The sequence below is a fragment of the Enterobacter sp. DC1 genome (assembly GCF_000568075.1).
Classification (GTDB): Bacteria; Pseudomonadota; Gammaproteobacteria; order Enterobacterales; family Enterobacteriaceae; genus Enterobacter; species Enterobacter asburiae.
Window position 1 is genome coordinate 244199 of record NZ_AZUA01000002.1, and the last position, 18371, is coordinate 262569.

Consider the following 18371-nt stretch of genomic DNA (forward strand, 5'->3'; position numbering starts at 1 on the left):
TCCCCAAAATACCAAAGGCCGCAATTGCGGCCTTTTTTACGTCTTCACGGCGTATATTACGGCGCTTCCTGCAGCGCCACGCGGATAAACCCGTTATTCTGCGCCAGCAGCTCATGGGCTTTCCATGCATCCAGCCCTGTCAGCACCATCAATACTGCCGTTTTACAGTTATGGTTACAGCTCGCCAGCGCGGCTTTTGCCTCGGCCCGTGTGCATCCCCCCGCTTCCATTACAATCGCGATTTGCCGTTCAGCCCATTTGGTTGTGCCTGCCTCAAGATCCACGCGCAGGTTGCTGTAGACCCGTCCGGTGCGGACGGCCAGCCCGGTGGCGATCATCGAGAGGATCATTTTTTGCGCGATCCCCGCTTTGGTGTTGATGTAGCCTGCGACGACGTCGGCCCCCAGCTCCGGCGCGATAACCATGCTCGCCAGCTGTGCGGCTTCGCTTTGCGCATCACCGGTAACAATGGCGACCGGTGAACCCAGCGACCACGCATGGCGCATTGCCCCCCAGACCCACGGCGTTTTTCCGCTGACGGTCACGGCCAGCATCATATCCTGTTCACCAAACTTGATAGCCTGCAGATCGGCAACGCCGCGCTCGTAGCTCCCTTCCCCTTCTTGTGCCGTAACGGCCATCACAGGGGTTTTGCCCGGCGCATATTCATCGGCAACCTGTTGCGCAACGCGCCCTGACGGCCCCGCGCCAACAACGATCAGGCGACCGCCGTGGCTGAGCGTCGCGGCGGCGTTGTCCACCACGCGGGCAATAGTATCTAAACAGGGGGTAATAGCAGCAGAAATGAGTGCATCATCCTGGTGAATGACTTTCAGCATGTCCAGCGTGGACAATCTATCAATATTCATCGTGCTGGCGTGCCGTCTTTCCTTGACCGAACCGGTAAGCATAATGCTCATAAACAGCCTCCTTATTATGAGTACCTACACACTATAAAGTGTTTTATATAGACGACCTGCGAGGAGGGTCACGAAAAGAGGACCAAATCCACGCCTTTACATGGCTTTAAGAAAAGCCCGTCATCGGCGATAATTACCCCTTTCTTAATTATCGCGGAGTGTTGATGAGCGATTTGCAGCCTTTCCTTCCGACGCGCAAGCGCCCCATGAAGCTGAACACCCTGGTCACGCTGATGGTGTGCGCGATTATTGCCTCTGTGCTGCTGGTGGTTTTTGCGCTCTACTCCGTGCAAATCACCCGGGCGACCCGCGATGATGTTAAAGACACCGCGCTCGGCATTGCCCGCACCCTCGCCGACAGTCCCGAGATACAGCGCGGCCTGATGCAGGCACCGCAGGAGAATATTATTCAGCCCATCGCCCAGGCGGTGACGAAACGAAACGATCTGCTGTTCACCGTGGTTACCGATATGCGCGGGATCCGCTATTCACACCCGAACGAGGCGCTGCTGGGGCTGCATTTTATCGGTGATGATTTAACCCCCGCGCTGGAAGGCAAAGAGAACGTATCGGTTAACCGGGGTGCGCTCGCCGAAGCGCTGCGCGTTTTTACGCCCGTCTACGACGGTCAGCGCGAGCAGATCGGCGTGGTGGTGGTCGGTATCTCCCTGAATAAGGTTGAAGAGCAGATTGCCCGCGGGCGGCTAAACGCCGTCTGGACCATTTTATTCAGTATTTTTATGAGTTCGATGGCGATTTGGGGTCTGGTGCGGGTCCTGAAGCGCATCCTGTTCGGGCTCGAACCTTATGAAATTTCCGCCCTGTTCGAACAGCGTCAGGCGATGCTGCAGTCGCTTCGCGAGGGAGTGCTGGCCGTCGATATCCACGGGCGCGTGACGATGATCAACCAGACCGCCAGAGAAATATTGCTTCTCCCTTCCGGCAAGCAGACCGAAAACGCCAGCGCCCCCCTGCTGGCCAGCCTGCGCGAAGTTTCAAAGACGGGCGTTGCGCGCCAGGATCAGGAGATAAGCTGTAACGGGCGTCTGTTGCTGTGCAATATGGTCCCCGTTAAAAGCCAGGATCGGGTGATCGGCGCCATCACCACCTTCCGTGATAAAACGGAAATCAGCCAGCTTATGCAGCGTATTGATGGCATGGTTAACTACGTCGACGCCCTGCGCAGCCATACGCACGAGTTTATGAATAAACTGCATGTGATCCTGGGCCTGCTGCACATGAAGCGCTACGACAAGCTGGAAGAGTACATAATTCAGACGGCACAAAATTACCAGACGGATATCGGTACGATACAGAGCAAGGTAAAATCCCCGGTTATCGCCGGGTTCCTGCTGGGTAAAATCAACCGGGCGAAAGAAGCGGGCGTCACCCTGACGCTGGCGGATGAATGCCAGATACCGGATACCGCGAGTGAAGAGCAGGTCGCGGTGCTGATCACCGCGCTGGGTAATCTTATTGAAAACGCGCTCGACGCGATGGAAGGACAGCAGGAAGGTGAGATCGGCCTGCTGCTGCATTATCAGAATGGCTGGCTCAGCTGCGAAGTCAGCGACGATGGCCCCGGCATTGATCCCGCCCAGCTGGAGGCTATTTTTACAAAGGGCTTCTCAACAAAAGGTGAAAACCGCGGCGTTGGGCTGTTCCTTGCTCGCCAGCAAATTCAGAACCTCGGCGGCGATATCAGCGTCGAGTCTGAGCCAGGCGTATTTACCCAATTTTTTGTTCACATCCCCTGGGATAGCGAGAGGAATATCGCGTGATAAATGTATTAATTGTCGATGATGACGCCATGGTAGCCGACCTCAACCGTCTGTATGTCAACCGTGTTGAAGGTTTTAGCTGCTGCGGCGTCGCCTCCACGCTAAACCAGGCCGAGGCCATCATTAATAACCCCGGGCAGCCTGTCGATCTGGTGCTGCTGGATGTCTACATGCAGCAGGATAACGGGCTGGATCTGCTGCCCGTTATTCGCGCATCCGGTCGCCCAATCGATGTGATTATGATCTCGTCGGCTGCCGACGCCGCCACGATCCAGACCTCCATTCACTACGGCGTGGTGGATTATCTGATCAAGCCGTTCCAGTTCCCGCGCTTTGAAGAGGCGCTGAACGGCTGGAAGGCAAAGCATAGCCTTATGGGTTCGCACCAGTACTATGAGCAGGCCGACGTTGACCGGCTGATCCACGGCGGGGCGCCGGAACTGGCGGACAGTAAAAAGCTGCCAAAGGGGTTAACGCCGCAAACGCTGCGCACGATTTGCCAGTGGATTGACGCTCACCCGGAGACGGAGTTTTCTACCGATGACCTGGCCAACGCCGTCAATATCTCCCGCGTGTCCTGCCGTAAATACCTGATTTGGCTCGCGCAAATCAACATTCTTTTCACCAGCATTCACTACGGTGCCACCGGTCGTCCGGTGTATCGCTACCGTCTCCAGCCGGAGCAGACCGGCCTGCTCAAGCAATACTGTCAGTAACGCGGTAGTCGTTATCCAGCAGGGTAAAGCGGAAGTGGTGCATCGAGGAGATCACCACTTCTTTTGTTTTGGTCACAAAAATCGCTTCGATATCAGGACGAGAGCGCAGCGCAGCGCAGCCCTTTTCAACGCCCATGCCGTACATCAGCGTGGTCCAGATATCGCCGTCGATGGAGTCTTTCGAAACAATCGTCACGCTGTCCAGCTCGTTGTCCAGCGGATACCCGGAGCGCGGGTCGAGAATATGGTGATAGCGCCTGCCGTTTTGCTCAAAGTAGCGCTCGTAGGTTCCCGACGTCACGACGGACAGATTCTCTACGGTCATCGTGCCGATCAGCGCGTCACCGGCGAACGGTTTTTTCAGCCCCACGCCCCAGCCCCCTTCCGGTGAGCCTAACGTCTGGATGTTCCCGCCGAGGTTGATCAGCCCCAGCTCTGCGCCCTCTTTACGAAGGTAATCACGCACCCTGTCGGCGATATAGCCTTTGGCGATGGCCCCCAGATCGATCTCCATCCCCGCTCTGGTCAAGAACACGCTGCTGCTGGCCTCATCAAGAAGGACATCCTCAGGACGGGTTATCGCCAGCAGCGACGCAATTTCCTCCGCAGGCGGAACGCTGTCCCCCTGAAAGCCAATTTTCCAGCGCTTCACCAGCGGACCTATCGCCAGGTTAAAAGCGCTGTCCCTGAACAGGCTTGCCGCTTTGGCACAGCGGATCAGCTCAAACACCGGCCGGCTGACGGTAACCGGATGCTGCCCAGCAGCATGGTTGATGTCCATCACCTGCGAGTGCGCGCGGTTGACGGTAAGCAGATCTTCGTACTGTTTGATCAGGCGAAACACGCGGGACGCGAGGGCTTCGTCATGGGAGAAGAGTTTAAGGAGAATGGGTGAGCCCATCAGGACGGCGGAGTAGCTGTAAACGCGATGGCTATCAGGCATAGCATGAGTCCTCAGATGTAGCCCCGGCAGGCACCGTGCCGCCGGGGAAAATGCCGGATAGCGCTACGCGTATCCGGCCTACAACACAGGGGTCTTACTGCTTTTTCGAACGCATAGCCGCCTGATGTCCTGCAAGCGTACCAAAAATAATGATATCTGCCACTGCGTTACCGCCGATACGGTTACCGCCGTGGATCCCGCCGACCACTTCACCGGCCGCAAATGCCCCTGGCAGAACGTTGTGGTTGCTGTCCAGCACGCAGGTTTCGGTGTTGATGGTCACGCCGCCCATGGTGTGGTGCACGCCCGGTGCAATCTGAATGGCGTAGAACGGCCCTTCGTTGATAGGCGCACGCAGCGCGGTGGTACGGCCAAAATCGTCATCGTGCTGTTTCTCAACGAAACCGTTGTAACGTTCCAGCGTCGCGAGGAAAGCGTGGTAATCCATCCCCAGCGCCTCAGCCAGGGCTTTTGGCGAGCTGGCGCTGGTCACGAAACCTTTTGCGATGTACTCATCCGCGGCTTTGTTTTTGGCACGTACGTGCTCGTCAAAGACGATGTATGCGTATTTCTCCGGCAGCGCGATGATTGACGCCGAGACCTTATCGCGGGTCGACATTTCGTTGTAGAAGCGCTCCCCTTTCTGATTGACCAGAATCGCCCCGCCGCCGCGAATGGATTCGGAAATCAGGTACGAGGTGTTCTGCTCAACGGTTGGGTGAATTTGGATTTCGCCCATATCCACGGTACCCGCCCCGATGCGCTCCAGCAACGCGATGCCGCCGCCGGTTGCCCCTTTGTGGTTGGTGGTGACGAACCCTTCCAGATCCGGACGGTATTTCACCACCATCTGGCTGTTGGCGCTGAAACCACCGGTAGCGACAATCACGCTTTTGGTCGCCACGGTGACGGTTTCGTTCTCTTCGGTGGTCAGACGTACGCCGGTCACTTCGCCGTTCTCGAAGATGATGTCGCTGACGGAGGTATCCAGCATCACTTCGATGTTGCGTTTGTTGACGTTACGCACCAGACCGCTGATCAGGTAGCCGCCCACCGCTGAACCGTCTTTTGGACGGTGAGTACGGTCAATGCTCATCCCGCCGGTGGTGGTGATGTCGTTCAGCATGATACCGCGCGTGGCCAGCCACTCAATCGCCTGCGGCGCGTTCTCGACAAAGCGACGCAGCAGTTCCGGGTTGTTCTTGTTGCCGCCACCTTTCAGGCTTTCCTGATAGAACAGCTCTTTGCTGTCCTGAATGCCCTTCACGCGCTGGAAGCGGGTTTCGGCGGCGTTCATACCGGCAGAGGCTTTAATGGTGTTCCCGCCGATGGTCGGCATTTTCTCGACAATCAGCACGCTCGCGCCTTCGTCGTGAGCCTGGATCGCCGCCGCCAGACCGGCGCCGCCGCTGCCGACAACGACCACATCCACGCTGCGGGTTTCGTTCGGGTCAACGCCCTCTTCCGCTGCCAGCGCTTTGCTGGACTTCAGCATCGCTTTCGAGACCGCTTTCTTCACCGCTTCACTCTGGCTGGTTGCGCCGGTGATGGCATCCACGTGCGGGGTGTTGGCATCCAGAATACGGGTACGGATCTCTTCAAAGCTGGTCACAAACTCAACGTCTTCGCTCGGGCCGGAGGCCAGCTCGATGTCCGCAATGCGGTCGGTTTCCAGGCTGACGTTAATCACCAGTTCGTTAGCGTCATCCTGCACTTTCTCAGCAAAGGTACCCGGTTTGAATTTGGATTCGCCCATGCTCATGTCGCGGATCATCGCTTCTACCAGCGAGAAGCGCCACAGCGGTTCAGGAATGCTCAGCGCCTCGCGCTGGGTGCTGTCCATAAACAGCTCAAGGCTTTCGCCGGCCGCGATGCGGTCTGTCCAGTCCGGGTAAGCGATGGTGGCGCGGCCAACGGCAATCAGGTCGTAACCGTGGTCCAGCGCTTCATTCACATCGGAAGCATTCACCACACCGCCCACGCCCATGACCGGAACCTGCGCCAGCGTTTCAGAACGCATCGCGCAGTATTTTTCGATAAGCGGGGTGGGATCCTGGGTGTCGACAATGGAAGGACGCAGGGTCGCGCCGACGGAGAAGTGCAGATAGTCCACGCCGCGCGCCGCCAGTTTTTCCAGCAGGTACATGGTGTCGTCAAAGCGAATGCCCGGGACTTCCATCTCTTCAGGGGAGAAGCGGTAGCCGATAATAAACGCGTCGTCCGCGTACTGGCGCACCATTTTGTGGGTAATGTCCAGCACCGCCAGCGGGAACTTCGCGCGGTTATCGCGGCTGCCGCCCCACTCGTCGTCGCGCTGGTTTGAATTCGGTGAGTAGAACTGCTGAATCAGATAGGTGTTCGCCCCGTGGATCTCCACGCCGTCGAAACCGGCCTGGATGGCGCGGCGAACGGCCTCACCAAACTTGCCGATCATGCCTTCCACTTCTTCAGCGGTCAGCGCAACCGGCGTTGCGGCGCCTTCACGCGGCGCGGCGATGGCGCTCGGGCCAACCGGGGTGCGGCCACCAATCAGTTTTGGGTCGACCATGCGGCCGCCGTGGTAGATCTGCAGCAGCGCCTTAGACCCTTTGGACTTAATGGCCTCTGCGATTTTCGCCAGCCCGGCAATTTTCTCGTCATTATCAATACCGATGGCGCCCGGGAAGGCGAGACCGAGATCGTCGACGAAGCAACACTCCACGATGATGGTACCAATGCTGCCGGAACGGGCCCGATAGTACTCCACCAGCTCGCTGGTGACGGTGCCGTCAAAATAGCCGGTACAGGTTGTCATAGGGGCCATTAACAAACGGTTTTTCAGTTCAGTACCATTCGGTAATGTGAAGGGGCTAAGAATGCGTTCGTTAGTGCTCATAATAGAAACTCCAAACTTTTAAAAATTAAGAATTCGTTATCGGATTGATTTTTTATTTCGTCGTTATTTGCCGATGTCATGATATTAATATAATGATTTTTTTAGTTTCTAAAGTTATTACGTTAGTTAAAAAACTATTTAATCCCTGCGATAACACAAATAACACATTGGTGTTAGCGATTATAATTCAGCCATTCACAATAATTTAAAATTCGTTAAATTATTAATGGTAAAACCAATTCACCAAAACAACTATAAAATCAATAAAAACAATGCAATATAAACACACCAAAATCCAACTTGTTAAAAAAATGATAAAAAATACGCAAAAAATAGGCAATAGCCACATACGCCAGAGTGGTTATTAATAAAAGCATAAAAATAACGCTGCAATTCTATTTTTTTGATCGCGATCAATAGTTATGGCATTCAAAAGCGCAATATAAAAACATCATCATTTTTTAATTTAGCGCACACGAAAACGCGTTAAATCGCTATTACTGAAAAAACACGAAAGCACCTTTAATAACTAAAAAAAGCAAAGAAACTTAAGAAAGTGCTTTTCCAGTGCGACCGAATTTTTGACAACTTAAGACGTGAAACTATGAATACAAAAACTGCTGTAACGCCCCCAGTGGCGAACCAGGCATCAAATGGAAACGCAAAACGACTGCTGATGATGGCGTTACCCATCGTCGTCGCCGTACTGCTGCTGTTTGTTCCCGTTCCTGAAGGCTTGCCGCCTTACGCATGGCACTACTTCGCCATCTTTGTCGGCGTGATCGTCGGTCTGATCTTCGAACCGCTGCCGGGTGCGGTGATCGGCCTGACCGGTGTGGTCGCCATCGCTCTGTGCAGCCAGTGGGTGCTGTTCAGCCCCGATCAGCTGGCTGACCCGAAATTCAAGCTGGCGGGTGCCTCCTTTAAATGGGCGGTGAGCGGGTTTGGTAACTCCACCGTCTGGCTGATTTTCGGTGCCTTTATGTTTGCCGCTGGCTATGACAAAACCCGCTTCGGCCGCCGTCTGGCGCTGATTCTGGTGAAGTACCTCGGCCGTCGCAGCCTGACGCTCGGTTATGCGATTACCTTCGCAGACCTGCTGCTGGCACCGTTCACCCCATCCAACACCGCGCGCAGCGGCGGGACCATCTACCCGATTATCGCTAACCTGCCGCCGCTGTACGGTTCAAAACCCAACGACCCAAGCGCGCGTAAGATTGGTTCATACCTGATGTGGGTGGCGATCACCGCGGCCTGTATCACCAGCTCAATGTTCCTCTCCGCCCTTGCGCCAAACCTGCTGGCCCTGGCGCTGGTGAAAAGTACGGTTGGGATTGATATCTCCTGGGGCACCTGGTTCCTCGCCTTCCTGCCGCTGGGTATCCTGCTGATTCTGGCCATGCCGCTGCTGGCCTACTGGTTCTACCCACCCGAAGTTAAAGTGAATAACGAAGTGCCGCTGTGGGCGACTCGCGAGCTGGAAAAACTCGGCAAACTGTCCCGCAATGAAATTCTGCTGCTGGTGTTCGTATGCTGTGCGCTGCTGATGTGGATCTTCGCTGCCGCATGGATTGAGCCGGCGATGGCGGCCCTGCTCATCGTTGGTCTGATGCTGTGGACCGGCGTGCTGGAGTGGAACGATATCACCGGTAACAAGGCCGCATGGAACACCTTCGTCTGGTTCGCCACCCTGGTGGCACTGGCGGATGGCCTCTCCTCTACCGGCTTTATCAGCTGGTTAGGTAAAGAAGGCGGTCTGTTGATGAGCGGTATCTCTCCGGGCGTGGCGACTGTCGTCCTGCTGCTGGCGTTCTACCTGCTGCACTACCTGTTTGCCAGCACCACCGCGCACACTACGGCGCTGCTGCCAGCGATGCTGACCATCGCCTCCACCATTCCGGGCATGAATATGGAAGTGTTTGTCCTGCTGATGGTGACCTCGCTGGGCGTCATGGGGATCATCACCCCGTACGGAACTGGCCCAAGCCCGATCTACTACGGTAGCGGCTACCTGCCAACCAAAGACTACTGGCGCCTCGGCACCATCTTCGGTGCCATCTTCCTGGCGGCCCTGCTGCTGATTGGTTATCCGTGGATGTCCATGATGTTCTGATTCCTGACCGCCGGACTTCTCCTCCGGCGGTTTTATTTTTGTGGAGCAATACGCTATGTCAAACAAACCATTTATCTACCAGAACCCCTTCCCTCTTTCCCATGACGACACTGAATACTACCTGCTGACCAAAGAGCACGTCTCCGTTACCGAATTCGAAGGCCAGGAAGTGCTGAAAGTAGAGCCGGAAGCCCTGACCCTGCTGGCGCAGCAGGCCTTCCACGATGCCGCGTTTATGCTGCGTCCTTCCCATCAGAAGCAGGTTGCCGCGATCCTGAACGACCCGGAAGCCAGCCAGAACGACAAATACGTTGCCCTGCAGTTCCTGCGCAACTCTGAAATTGCCGCAAAAGGCGTGCTGCCAACCTGTCAGGATACCGGCACCGCGATCATCATGGGTAAAAAAGGCCAGCGCGTCTGGACAGGCGGCGGTGACGAAGCGGCGCTGAGCCAGGGCGTGTATAACACCTACATTGAAGATAACCTGCGCTACTCGCAGAATGCGGCGCTGGACATGTATAAAGAGGTGAATACCGGCACCAACCTGCCCGCGCAGATCGATCTCTACAGCGTGGACGGGGACGAATACAAATTCCTGTGCATGGCAAAAGGCGGTGGTTCTGCCAACAAAACCTACCTCTATCAGGAAACCAAAGCGCTGATCACCCCGGCGAAGCTGAAAAACTACCTGGTTGAGAAGATGCGCACTCTGGGTACTGCGGCCTGCCCGCCTTACCATATCGCATTTGTGATTGGCGGTACGTCAGCGGAAGCCACGCTGAAAACCGTGAAGCTCGCTTCCACGCGCTACTACGACGCGCTGCCGACGGAAGGTAACGAACACGGCCAGGCGTTCCGCGACGTTCAGCTCGAACAGGAACTGCTCCAGGAAGCGCAGAATCTCGGCCTCGGCGCGCAGTTCGGCGGTAAATACTTCGCCCACGATATCCGCGTGATCCGCCTGCCGCGCCACGGCGCCTCCTGCCCAATCGGCATGGGCGTCTCCTGCTCCGCTGACCGCAACATCAAAGCGAAAATCAACCGCGACGGGATCTGGATTGAGAAGCTGGAACACAACCCGGGCCAGTATATTCCTGAATCACTGCGCCAGCAGGGCGAAGGCGACGTGGTGAGCATCAATCTGGACAAGCCGATGAATGAGATCCTGGCACAGCTTTCCGCGCACCCGGTCTCTACCCGCCTGTCGCTGAACGGTACTATCATCGTGGCGCGCGATATTGCCCACGCGAAGCTGAAAGAGCTGCTCGACAACGGTGAAGAACTGCCGCAGTACGTCAAAGATCATCCGATTTACTATGCAGGCCCGGCCAAAACGCCGGAAGGCTACGCGTCCGGCTCGCTCGGCCCGACCACGGCTGGCCGTATGGACTCGTATGTGGACCTACTGCAATCCCACGGCGCGAGCATGATTATGCTGGCGAAAGGCAACCGCAGCCAGCAGGTGACCGACGCCTGTCATAAGCACGGCGGCTTCTACCTGGGCAGCATTGGCGGCCCTGCGGCGGTGCTGGCGCAAAACAGCATTAAGAGCCTGGAATGCGTCGCGTATCCGGAGCTGGGAATGGAGGCCATCTGGAAAATTGAAGTCGAGAACTTCCCGGCGTTTATCCTGGTGGATGACAAAGGCAACGATTTCTTCCAGCAGATCCAGAACAAACAGTGCGCGGGTTGTTCACAGCGCTAGGTTGAGACAGGCCGGGTGGCGCAACGCTGCCCGGCAGTCGCAGTCAGACATGCGCCTGCGTCATGTCACAAAACCGTGATATCAGCTACTTAGCAAAAAGTGGTGAATAAAAAATCAATTAATTGTTAAGTTATTGTTGTCATTAATTGTATTTATCCCGCGAAGGCTATTCATGCAAAAAGTGCATCAGCCGATGCGGCATTTGCGCTTATCTATTTCCTCATCCTGATCCAGTTTTCAAAAACAGACGCGTAAAACGTCAACAATAAACTGGAGATAACCATGTTTTCCTCAACCTCACCTGCAACCGTACGCTCGAAAGCGGGCGCCATACTTCGCGTGACGTCTGGCAACTTTCTTGAGCAGTTCGATTTCTTTCTTTTCGGCTTCTATGCCACCTACATCGCCCACACGTTCTTCCCGGCGAGCAGTGAATTTGCGTCGCTAATGATGACCTTCGCCGTCTTCGGCGCGGGCTTTTTGATGCGTCCAATTGGCGCCATCGTGCTTGGCGCGTATATCGACAAGGTGGGGCGCAGAAAGGGGCTAATCGTCACGCTTTCCATCATGGCGGCGGGGACGTTCCTGATCGTGCTAATCCCCTCTTATCAAAGCATCGGTCTGTGGGCGCCGCTGCTGGTGCTGACGGGCCGTCTGCTGCAGGGCTTTTCCGCCGGTGCAGAGCTTGGAGGCGTCTCGGTTTATCTGGCTGAAATCGCCACGCCGGGCCGCAAAGGGTTTTATACCAGCTGGCAGTCCGGAAGCCAGCAGGTCGCCATTATGGTCGCCGCGGCGATGGGCTTTGCCCTGAATGCCCTGATGGAGGAGAGCGCCATTCGCGAATGGGGCTGGCGCATCCCGTTCCTGTTCGGCTGTTTAATCGTGCCGTTTATCTTCTTCCTGCGCCGCAAGCTGGAGGAAACAGAAGAGTTCAGCGCGCGCCGCCAGCATCTGGAGATGCGTCAGGTCTTTAAAACGCTCCTTGGCAACTGGCAGGTGGTGGTCGCGGGCATGCTGATGGTGGCGATGACCACCACCGCGTTCTACCTGATCACCGTCTACGCCCCCACCTTTGGCAAAAAGGTGCTGATGCTCAGCGCCTCGGACAGCCTGCTCGTCACCCTGCTGGTGGCGATTTCTAACTTCATCTGGCTGCCGGTAGGCGGCGCGCTGTCGGATCGCTTCGGGCGCAGGCCGGTGCTGATTGCCATGGCCCTGCTGGCGCTGGCGACCAGCTACCCTGCCCTGACGCTGCTGGCGAGCGCGCCCAGCTTCTCCATGATGCTGAGCGTGCTGCTGTGGCTCTCCTTCCTTTACGGTCTGTACAACGGCGCGATGATCCCGGCCCTGACGGAGATTATGCCTGCTGAAGTGCGCGTGGCGGGGTTCTCTCTGGCTTACAGCCTGGCAACGGCGGTCTTTGGCGGCTTTACCCCGGTAATGTCCACCGCGCTGATTGAATATACCGGTGACAAAGCGTCACCTGGCTACTGGATGAGCTTCGCTGCCGTGTGTGCCCTGCTGGCCACGCTCTACCTCTACCGCCGCCGCGCGGTATCGCTGCAAAACACCGTCAAGTCACAGGGGGCAGTATGAAACACACTTATCGTTTTACCGCCAGCGCGCTGGTGCTGACGCTCCTGAGCGTTAATGCCTGTGCCCAGGACGTAAAGGTCATGATTTCAGGCGGCTTCAAGGCCGCCCTGGAAAAGCTGGCCCCGGACTATGAATGCCGGACCGGGGATAAAATCGTGATTATCCCCGGCCCCTCAATGGGCGCTACGCCGCAGGCGATCCCAAACCGACTGGCGCGCGGCGAGAAAGCCGACGTGGTGATTATGGTCGGCGATGCGCTGGAGAAGCTCGAAAAAGCCGGCCAGACCCAGCCGGGTTCGCGAACCGAACTTGCGGACTCCCCCGTTGGCATGGTGGTGAAAAAAGGTGCGGATGTCCCTGATATCAGCAGCGAGGCAGCTCTGCGTAACACGCTGCTGCAGGCCAGCTCCATCGCCTACTCTGACAGCGCAAGCGGCAGGTACGTCAGCCAGGCGTTGTTCAAAAAGCTGGGGATTGAAAAGGAAGTGGCGGGTAAAGCGACAATGGTCGAGCGTATCCCGGTCGCTTCAGAAGTGGCGAAAGGAAAATACGCCGTCGGTTTCCAGCAGGTGAGCGAGCTGCTGCCGGTTCAGGGCGTCGCCTTTATCGGGAAAATCCCGGATAATCTGCAGTACATCACGCGGTTCGCGGGTGCGGTCACCCGTCACGCAGAACATCCTGCGGAGGGGAAAGCGCTGCTGACCTATCTCGCCTCACCGCCCTCCAGGGCCGTCATCCAGAAGACGGGGATGATCCCCGTTACGTCCGGCGATACTGCTCGGTGATCTGTTTTTCCAGTTCAGCCGCAATGTAGGACTGGATACGCCCCCGGCGCCGGATAAGCCCCACGGTGCGTTTCACTTCCGGCGCCACCAGCGGCAGATGCGTCAGCAGCGTGTGCTCTGACGTCGGCATCGACATGGCGGGAACGGCAGCAATGCCGATCCCCGCCTCTACCATGCCAAGCATCGTGGTAACGTGGCGCGTTTCGCATACGCTCGGGCGTTCGGGAACGATATCCCCCAGCATCCGATCGAGCAGGTTACGGTTGCCTGACGTTTTATCGAGGGAGATATAATCCTGCTGATAAAAGGCCTGCCACGTTAGATGACTCTTCTGCGCCAGCGGGTGATCCTTACGGCACGCCGCAACATAGACATCCTCCACCAGCGGGAAAAATTCGATTTCAGACGGCAGGTTTCCTGCGAAGGAGATGCCAAAATCCGCCTGGCTTCGGGCCACGGCGTCAATCACGTTCCCCGCGCTGCTGTCGATGAGCTTAATACGTACGCGCGGATAGCGAGACTGAAAACGACGGATCACATCGGGCATAAAGTAACAGGCGGCGGACGGTACCGTGGCAACCGCGATCAGCCCCGTCCGCTCTTCACTGACTTTATCAACATCCGCCAGCATTGACTCAACGTTGTCGAGCAGCTGCGCGGAGCGTTCAGCAAAGTTTTGCCCGTATAACGTTAAGGACACGCGGCGAGTGGTACGGTCAAACAGCCGGTTTCCCAGCGCGGCTTCCAGCTTTTCAATCCTGCGGCTCAGCGCCGACTGGGATAAGCAGATAGATTCAGCAGCGACACGGAAGTTACCGTATTCCACTAACGCTCTGAAAGCATAAAGATCGTTAAGGTCAAAATTCACGGGCATAGCGTCTGGATGTCCTGTCAGGGAATACGCAGCAAAGTCAAAAATAATAGCGTCTTATTGACCCACCGCAACCGGCGCGGTGTTGAAATATGTCAGAGGTCGTTGAGATGCAGGCGAACATACCCGGCGCGATCGGCAATGGCCTGCCGCTCCTCTTCCTCCATGTCCGCAAGCTGTTTAAAGACAATGCCCAGGCGGGGATTGTTACCCAGACGCGCCTGGTTGCGGGCAAAGAAATCCCAGTAAAGGGCATTGAAGGGGCACGCCAGCTCTCCGGTACGCTGGTTGTATTGATACCGGCACCCCTGACAGTAATTACTCATCTTATGAATATATGACGCGCTCGAGACGTAGGGCTTGCTGGCCAGTAACCCACCATCGCCAAACTGGCTCATGCCGAGGGTATTGGGCAGTTCCACCCATTCAAAGGCATCAATATAGACCCCCAGATACCATTCATGAACCGCCTGCGGCGACAGGCCGCTGAGCAGGCTAAAGTTCCCGATGACCATCAGGCGCTGGATATGGTGGGCGTAAGCCTCAACGAGTGACTGCCCAATCGCATGCGCCAGGCAGCGCATCTGCGTCTTGCCGGTCCAGAACCAGTCCGGCAGCGGGGCGTGCTGGTCTAAGGCATTCAGCTCCCGATAGCCCGGCATCTGCGACCAGTAAATCCCACGCACGTACTCCCGCCAGCCGAGAATTTGTCGGATAAACCCTTCAACGGCTGGCAGCGGCGCATGGCCCGAACGCCATGCCTGCTGGGCGGCAGCCACCACTTCCCGCGGAGTAAGCATTTTGGTGTTCAGCGCGAATGAAATTAACGAGTGGAACAGAAAAGGTTCCTCCGCGTGCATCGCGTCCTGCCAGGCGCCGAACTGGGGGAGCACGTGAGTGATAAATTCATCCAGCCCGGCTTTGGCTTCCGAACGGTTGAGCGGCCAGCGAAAATTCCCGGCCTGCGGTTCGCCGAAGGTGTTTACGCCGCAGCGCTGGATCTCCGCCCATAAGGCTGAATAATCATGGCGCGGACGCGAATCCTCCGGCGCGGGCGGCTCGCCGGACCAGCGCCTGCGGTTTTCGGCATCAAAATTCCATTTTCCCCCTTCCGGCTCGCCTTCTGAGGTTAACAGTATGCCGTGCTGACGACGCATTTCCCGGTAAAAGTACTCCATTCGCCAGCTTTTGCGTGGCGCAAAAAACGCGCTCACCTGTTCACGGGTGGTGAAGAAATGCTCGCTGCTGACGCAGGCCGTTTCGACGGACGCAGCTTTCGCCCACGCCTGCAGCTGCGCATCAAGACGCCATTCGTCGGGCTCCTGCCATATCACCCTGTCGGCGCCGTAATGCGCGACAAGCGCGTTGAGATTGTCTTCCAGCGCGCCGCGGTTTGAGCCGTCAGAGAGCCGGACATACCTCACCCGATGCCCCTTTTCCTTTAACGCAGAGGCAAACGCGCGCATGGCCGCGAAGATGGCGATCACTTTCTGGGCGTGATGAAGCACGTACGCGGTTTCTGCCCGCAGCTCCAGCATCACGTAAATGACATTCGGATTGCAGGCATCAAACCAGCTGTGGTGCGGATTAAGCTGATCGCCGAGGATCAGGCGCAGTTCGGTCAACGGTGGCTCCTGCGACAGCGCTCGGAACAGTATTTTACCTCATCCCAGCATTTCGCCCATTTTTTGCGCCACGTCATGGGCCGCTGGCAGTGCGCGCACGCACGGCTGGGCAGGTCCTGCTTGTTACCTTTGAAATCGCTCATCTTTTCAATACCGTACTGATTTCTTCACTGAACCTGTGGGTTAAGGCTACGACAGACTTCACAAAATGAAGGTGATGCCCGTAAACCGCTACCCACCGCTACGTACGAATGATAGTTTATTCAGGCTGGAATTGTCGCAGTGAGCGATTTTCTGGCATCTTAACCGAACCTGACTTTCCATTTTTGTTCAAGTGACGAGTTTGCGAGCAAAGCGATGATAAAGTGGCCCTGGAAAACGAATGAAGCTGGCCGGGATATGGCGCTGCCATGGGATGACGCGCTGACGATCCCTGTTCTGGCTAATCTTAAGCCTGATGAACAAGCGAAACTGGTTCAGCTGGCGGATCGTTTTTTACAGCAAAAACGCCTGGTTCCACTGCAGGGTTTCGAACTCGATCCCCTGAAAAACGCGCGCATTGCCCTGCTTTTCTGTCTGCCGGTGCTTGAGCTCGGCATTGAGTGGCTGGACGGTTTCCACGAGGTGCTTATCTATCCCGCGCCGTTCGTGGTGGATGACGAATGGCAGGACGATATCGGGCTGGTGCACAACCAGCGCGTGGTGCAGTCCGGACAAAGCTGGCAGCAGGGGCCGATTATCCTCAACTGGCTCGACATTCAGGACTCGTTCGATGCGTCCGGTTTTAATCTAATTATCCATGAAGTGGCGCACAAGCTCGATACCCGCAACGGCGATCGCGCCAGCGGAGTACCGCTGATCCCGCTTCGTGAAGTGGCGGGCTGGGAGCACGATCTGCACGCGGCGATGGATAATATCCAGGATGAAATAGACCTGGTGGGCGAAAGCGCGGCCAGCATTGACGCCTATGCGGCAACCGACCCGGCCGAATGCTTTGCTGTGCTCTCGGAGTATTTCTTCAGCGCGCCCGAGCTCTTCGCGCCCCGCTTCCCGGCGCTGTGGCAGCGTTTCTGTCAGTTTTATCAGCAGGATCCGCTCCAGCGTCTGCGGCAAAATGAGGAGTCTGGCGGCCATTCCTCCCGCCAGATCCATTAAGGTTTTTCAGCAGGGGTCCGCTCGGTTGACCGTACCCCTATGCTCAACGCTAAAAACAGCACTGCCATTCCCCATGCGGCCACCGTCAAAGACTGCTCGCCGTAAAATCGCGTCACCACGGGCACCAGCAGCGCGCTGACGCCGTAGCCTAACGTGTGGCTGGTGGCGATGACGCCCGCCCCTTTCCCGGTGGTCAGCCTGTCGTTCAGCAGCAGCTGATAGCCCGGCGTGGCCATCGCCGCCCCGAGTGAAGTGATAACAATTCCCACGTAGAACAGCGTTAAACCGGCGACGGTCATCAGCCCAAGCCCTGCCACCATTAGCACCGCCGCGATGCAGAGCAACGTCACCGGAGTGAAATGCTGCGGGCGGACCACCAGAAACTGCGCCGCGAGCGTGGCCAGCGCGGCCAGGCTCAGCAGAAGCGCAACGTGATGGCTGATGTCACGGGCATTGCCCTCCAGCAGGGGGCTAAGATGCGGTGACAGCCCAAGCTGCATCAGGCTGACTAGCGCCGCCAGCAGCAGCGCCAGCAGCAGGAACGGCAACATGGAGGCCTGCAGGCGGGTCGCCTGGTGCGCCACCGGCGGCATCGGCGGGTCCGCGACTTCGCGAAGCACCAGCAGCAGGGCGATTAACGGCGCGATCGCCATCAGCCAGAGCGGCGCCACCGGGCTGACGCTGAGCATCAGCGCCGCCAGCGGCGGGCCGAGCAAACGTCCGCAGCTGAGGCCGGAGCTTATCGTCGCCAGCGCCGCCATTCTCTTCTCCAGCCCCGCACGCTGAATAGCCCACGTCTGGGCCGCAGGCACCAGCCCCGAGACCGTCAGTCCGTAGAGCAGGCGCGAGAGGATCAGCCCCGCTAGTCCCCAGAAAGTATCCAGCCTTCCGCCCGCCATAGCCCAGACCACCAGCGCCATGACGACAAAACTGGCCAGATAGCCGCTCAGCGAGGCCACCATCACGGCCTTACATCCCCGCCGCTCGCTCTGGCGTCCCCACCAGGGCGAGGCCGGTAAAAAGAGCATGGATCCGAACATCAGCAGCCCGGCCCAGACCGAGAGCGACAGCCCGGTCAGTGTCACCAGCTGCGGGAGCATCACCAGCAGGCCGTTTTGCCCGATACCTAATAAACCCGCACATAGCGCCAGGGGCCAGTTGGCTTTTGAGGTGACGTTTTTGGTCAATGTTTCTGAGTCAGCGCGCATGAGAATGTGAACATAGTGTCAATAAATGTGTGGAAATTATGAAGTTTATGAAAACAAATATTGCAAAAATGGTTGCGA

Annotated in this window: 14 protein-coding genes; 7 read left to right on the top strand and 7 right to left on the bottom strand. The window is 57.1% G+C overall.

Annotation, left to right across the window (positions count from 1 at the left end):
* Window positions 1–56: 56 nt before the first annotated feature.
* Entirely contained in the window at window positions 57–920 is an 864-nt protein-coding gene (locus P346_RS14495) for an N-acetylmuramic acid 6-phosphate etherase (RefSeq protein WP_032658683.1), read from the bottom strand.
* A 164-nt stretch (window positions 921–1084) separates the two neighbouring features.
* Here P346_RS14495 and P346_RS14490 point away from each other — a divergent pair, with 164 nt between their 5' ends.
* On the top strand, window positions 1085–2701 hold the full coding sequence (locus P346_RS14490; protein ID WP_032658684.1) for a sensor histidine kinase: 1617 nt from the start codon (window positions 1085–1087) through the stop codon (window positions 2699–2701).
* Entirely contained in the window at window positions 2698–3417 is a 720-nt protein-coding gene (dcuR, locus tag P346_RS14485) for a two-component system response regulator DcuR (protein ID WP_032658686.1), read from the top strand. The genes P346_RS14490 and dcuR overlap by 4 nt, the downstream gene beginning before the upstream one ends.
* Here dcuR and P346_RS14480 read toward each other — a convergent pair.
* Together P346_RS14480 and P346_RS14475 are read right to left on the bottom strand one after the other, a co-directional pair.
* A complete protein-coding gene (locus P346_RS14480; RefSeq protein WP_032658689.1) occupies window positions 3398–4360 on the bottom strand; it encodes an FAD:protein FMN transferase in 963 nt (320 codons plus the stop codon). The genes dcuR and P346_RS14480 overlap by 20 nt on opposite strands.
* A gap of 94 nt (window positions 4361–4454) precedes the next feature.
* Entirely contained in the window at window positions 4455–7235 is a 2781-nt protein-coding gene (locus tag P346_RS14475) for a flavocytochrome c (protein WP_032658691.1), read from the bottom strand.
* A gap of 604 nt (window positions 7236–7839) precedes the next feature.
* On the opposite strand from P346_RS14475, the gene P346_RS14470 reads away from it, so the two are divergent.
* From P346_RS14470 to P346_RS14455, 4 genes are all read left to right on the top strand, one after another.
* Window positions 7840–9348: an anion permease gene (locus P346_RS14470; protein WP_084492146.1), complete on the top strand. Its 1509-nt coding sequence runs from the start codon at window positions 7840–7842 to the stop codon at window positions 9346–9348.
* Between the two features lie 55 nt (window positions 9349–9403).
* Window positions 9404–11053 carry a class I fumarate hydratase FumA gene (gene fumA / locus P346_RS14465; protein ID WP_032658694.1) on the top strand — a complete coding sequence of 550 codons (1650 nt, stop codon included), beginning with the start codon at window positions 9404–9406 and terminating at the stop codon, window positions 11051–11053.
* A 282-nt stretch (window positions 11054–11335) separates the two neighbouring features.
* Complete coding sequence (locus P346_RS14460; protein ID WP_032658697.1) at window positions 11336–12649, top strand: MFS transporter; 1314 nt, start codon at window positions 11336–11338, stop codon at window positions 12647–12649.
* Window positions 12646–13434: a substrate-binding domain-containing protein gene (locus P346_RS14455; RefSeq protein ID WP_032658699.1), complete on the top strand. Its 789-nt coding sequence runs from the start codon at window positions 12646–12648 to the stop codon at window positions 13432–13434. Before P346_RS14460 ends, P346_RS14455 begins: the two co-directional genes overlap by 4 nt.
* Here P346_RS14455 and P346_RS14450 read toward each other — a convergent pair.
* The 3 genes from P346_RS14450 to P346_RS22395 all read right to left on the bottom strand — a co-directional run bounded on the left by P346_RS14450 (window position 13409) and on the right by P346_RS22395 (window position 16073).
* A complete protein-coding gene (locus P346_RS14450) occupies window positions 13409–14308 on the bottom strand; it encodes a LysR family transcriptional regulator (RefSeq protein WP_032658702.1) in 900 nt (299 codons plus the stop codon). The genes P346_RS14455 and P346_RS14450 overlap by 26 nt on opposite strands.
* 92 nt (window positions 14309–14400) lie before the next feature.
* Complete coding sequence (locus P346_RS14445) at window positions 14401–15930, bottom strand: cryptochrome/photolyase family protein (protein ID WP_152537851.1); 1530 nt, start codon at window positions 15928–15930, stop codon at window positions 14401–14403.
* On the bottom strand, window positions 15927–16073 hold the full coding sequence (locus P346_RS22395) for a DUF2256 domain-containing protein (RefSeq protein WP_071891562.1): 147 nt from the start codon (window positions 16071–16073) through the stop codon (window positions 15927–15929). The genes P346_RS14445 and P346_RS22395 overlap by 4 nt, the downstream gene beginning before the upstream one ends.
* A 214-nt stretch (window positions 16074–16287) precedes the next feature.
* On the opposite strand from P346_RS22395, the gene mtfA reads away from it, so the two are divergent.
* On the top strand, window positions 16288–17085 hold the full coding sequence (mtfA, locus tag P346_RS14440; protein WP_032658707.1) for a DgsA anti-repressor MtfA: 798 nt from the start codon (window positions 16288–16290) through the stop codon (window positions 17083–17085).
* Here mtfA and P346_RS14435 read toward each other — a convergent pair.
* Window positions 17082–18293, bottom strand: a complete 1212-nt coding sequence (locus tag P346_RS14435; protein ID WP_032658709.1) for an MFS transporter — start codon at window positions 18291–18293, stop codon at window positions 17082–17084. The two genes, mtfA and P346_RS14435, sit on opposite strands and share 4 nt — an antisense overlap.
* Window positions 18294–18371: the final 78 nt, after the last annotated feature.

Bases quoted from the DNA above. Each gene is read 5' to 3' on its own strand.
- P346_RS14480 (WP_032658689.1), bottom strand. From the start codon at position 4,360: ATGCCTGATAGCCATCGCGTTTACAGCTACTCCGCCGTCCTGATGGGC.
- mtfA (WP_032658707.1), top strand. From the start codon at position 16,288: ATGATAAAGTGGCCCTGGAAAACGAATGAAGCTGGCCGGGATATGGCG.
- P346_RS22395 (WP_071891562.1), bottom strand. From the start codon at position 16,073: ATGAGCGATTTCAAAGGTAACAAGCAGGACCTGCCCAGCCGTGCGTGC.
- P346_RS14490 (WP_032658684.1), top strand. From the start codon at position 1,085: ATGAGCGATTTGCAGCCTTTCCTTCCGACGCGCAAGCGCCCCATGAAG.
- P346_RS14455 (WP_032658699.1), top strand. From the start codon at position 12,646: ATGAAACACACTTATCGTTTTACCGCCAGCGCGCTGGTGCTGACGCTC.
- P346_RS14470 (WP_084492146.1), top strand. From the start codon at position 7,840: ATGAATACAAAAACTGCTGTAACGCCCCCAGTGGCGAACCAGGCATCA.
- P346_RS14460 (WP_032658697.1), top strand. From the start codon at position 11,336: ATGTTTTCCTCAACCTCACCTGCAACCGTACGCTCGAAAGCGGGCGCC.
- fumA (WP_032658694.1), top strand. From the start codon at position 9,404: ATGTCAAACAAACCATTTATCTACCAGAACCCCTTCCCTCTTTCCCAT.
- P346_RS14475 (WP_032658691.1), bottom strand. From the start codon at position 7,235: ATGAGCACTAACGAACGCATTCTTAGCCCCTTCACATTACCGAATGGT.
- P346_RS14495 (WP_032658683.1), bottom strand. From the start codon at position 920: ATGAGCATTATGCTTACCGGTTCGGTCAAGGAAAGACGGCACGCCAGC.
- P346_RS14435 (WP_032658709.1), bottom strand. From the start codon at position 18,293: ATGCGCGCTGACTCAGAAACATTGACCAAAAACGTCACCTCAAAAGCC.
- P346_RS14450 (WP_032658702.1), bottom strand. From the start codon at position 14,308: ATGCCCGTGAATTTTGACCTTAACGATCTTTATGCTTTCAGAGCGTTA.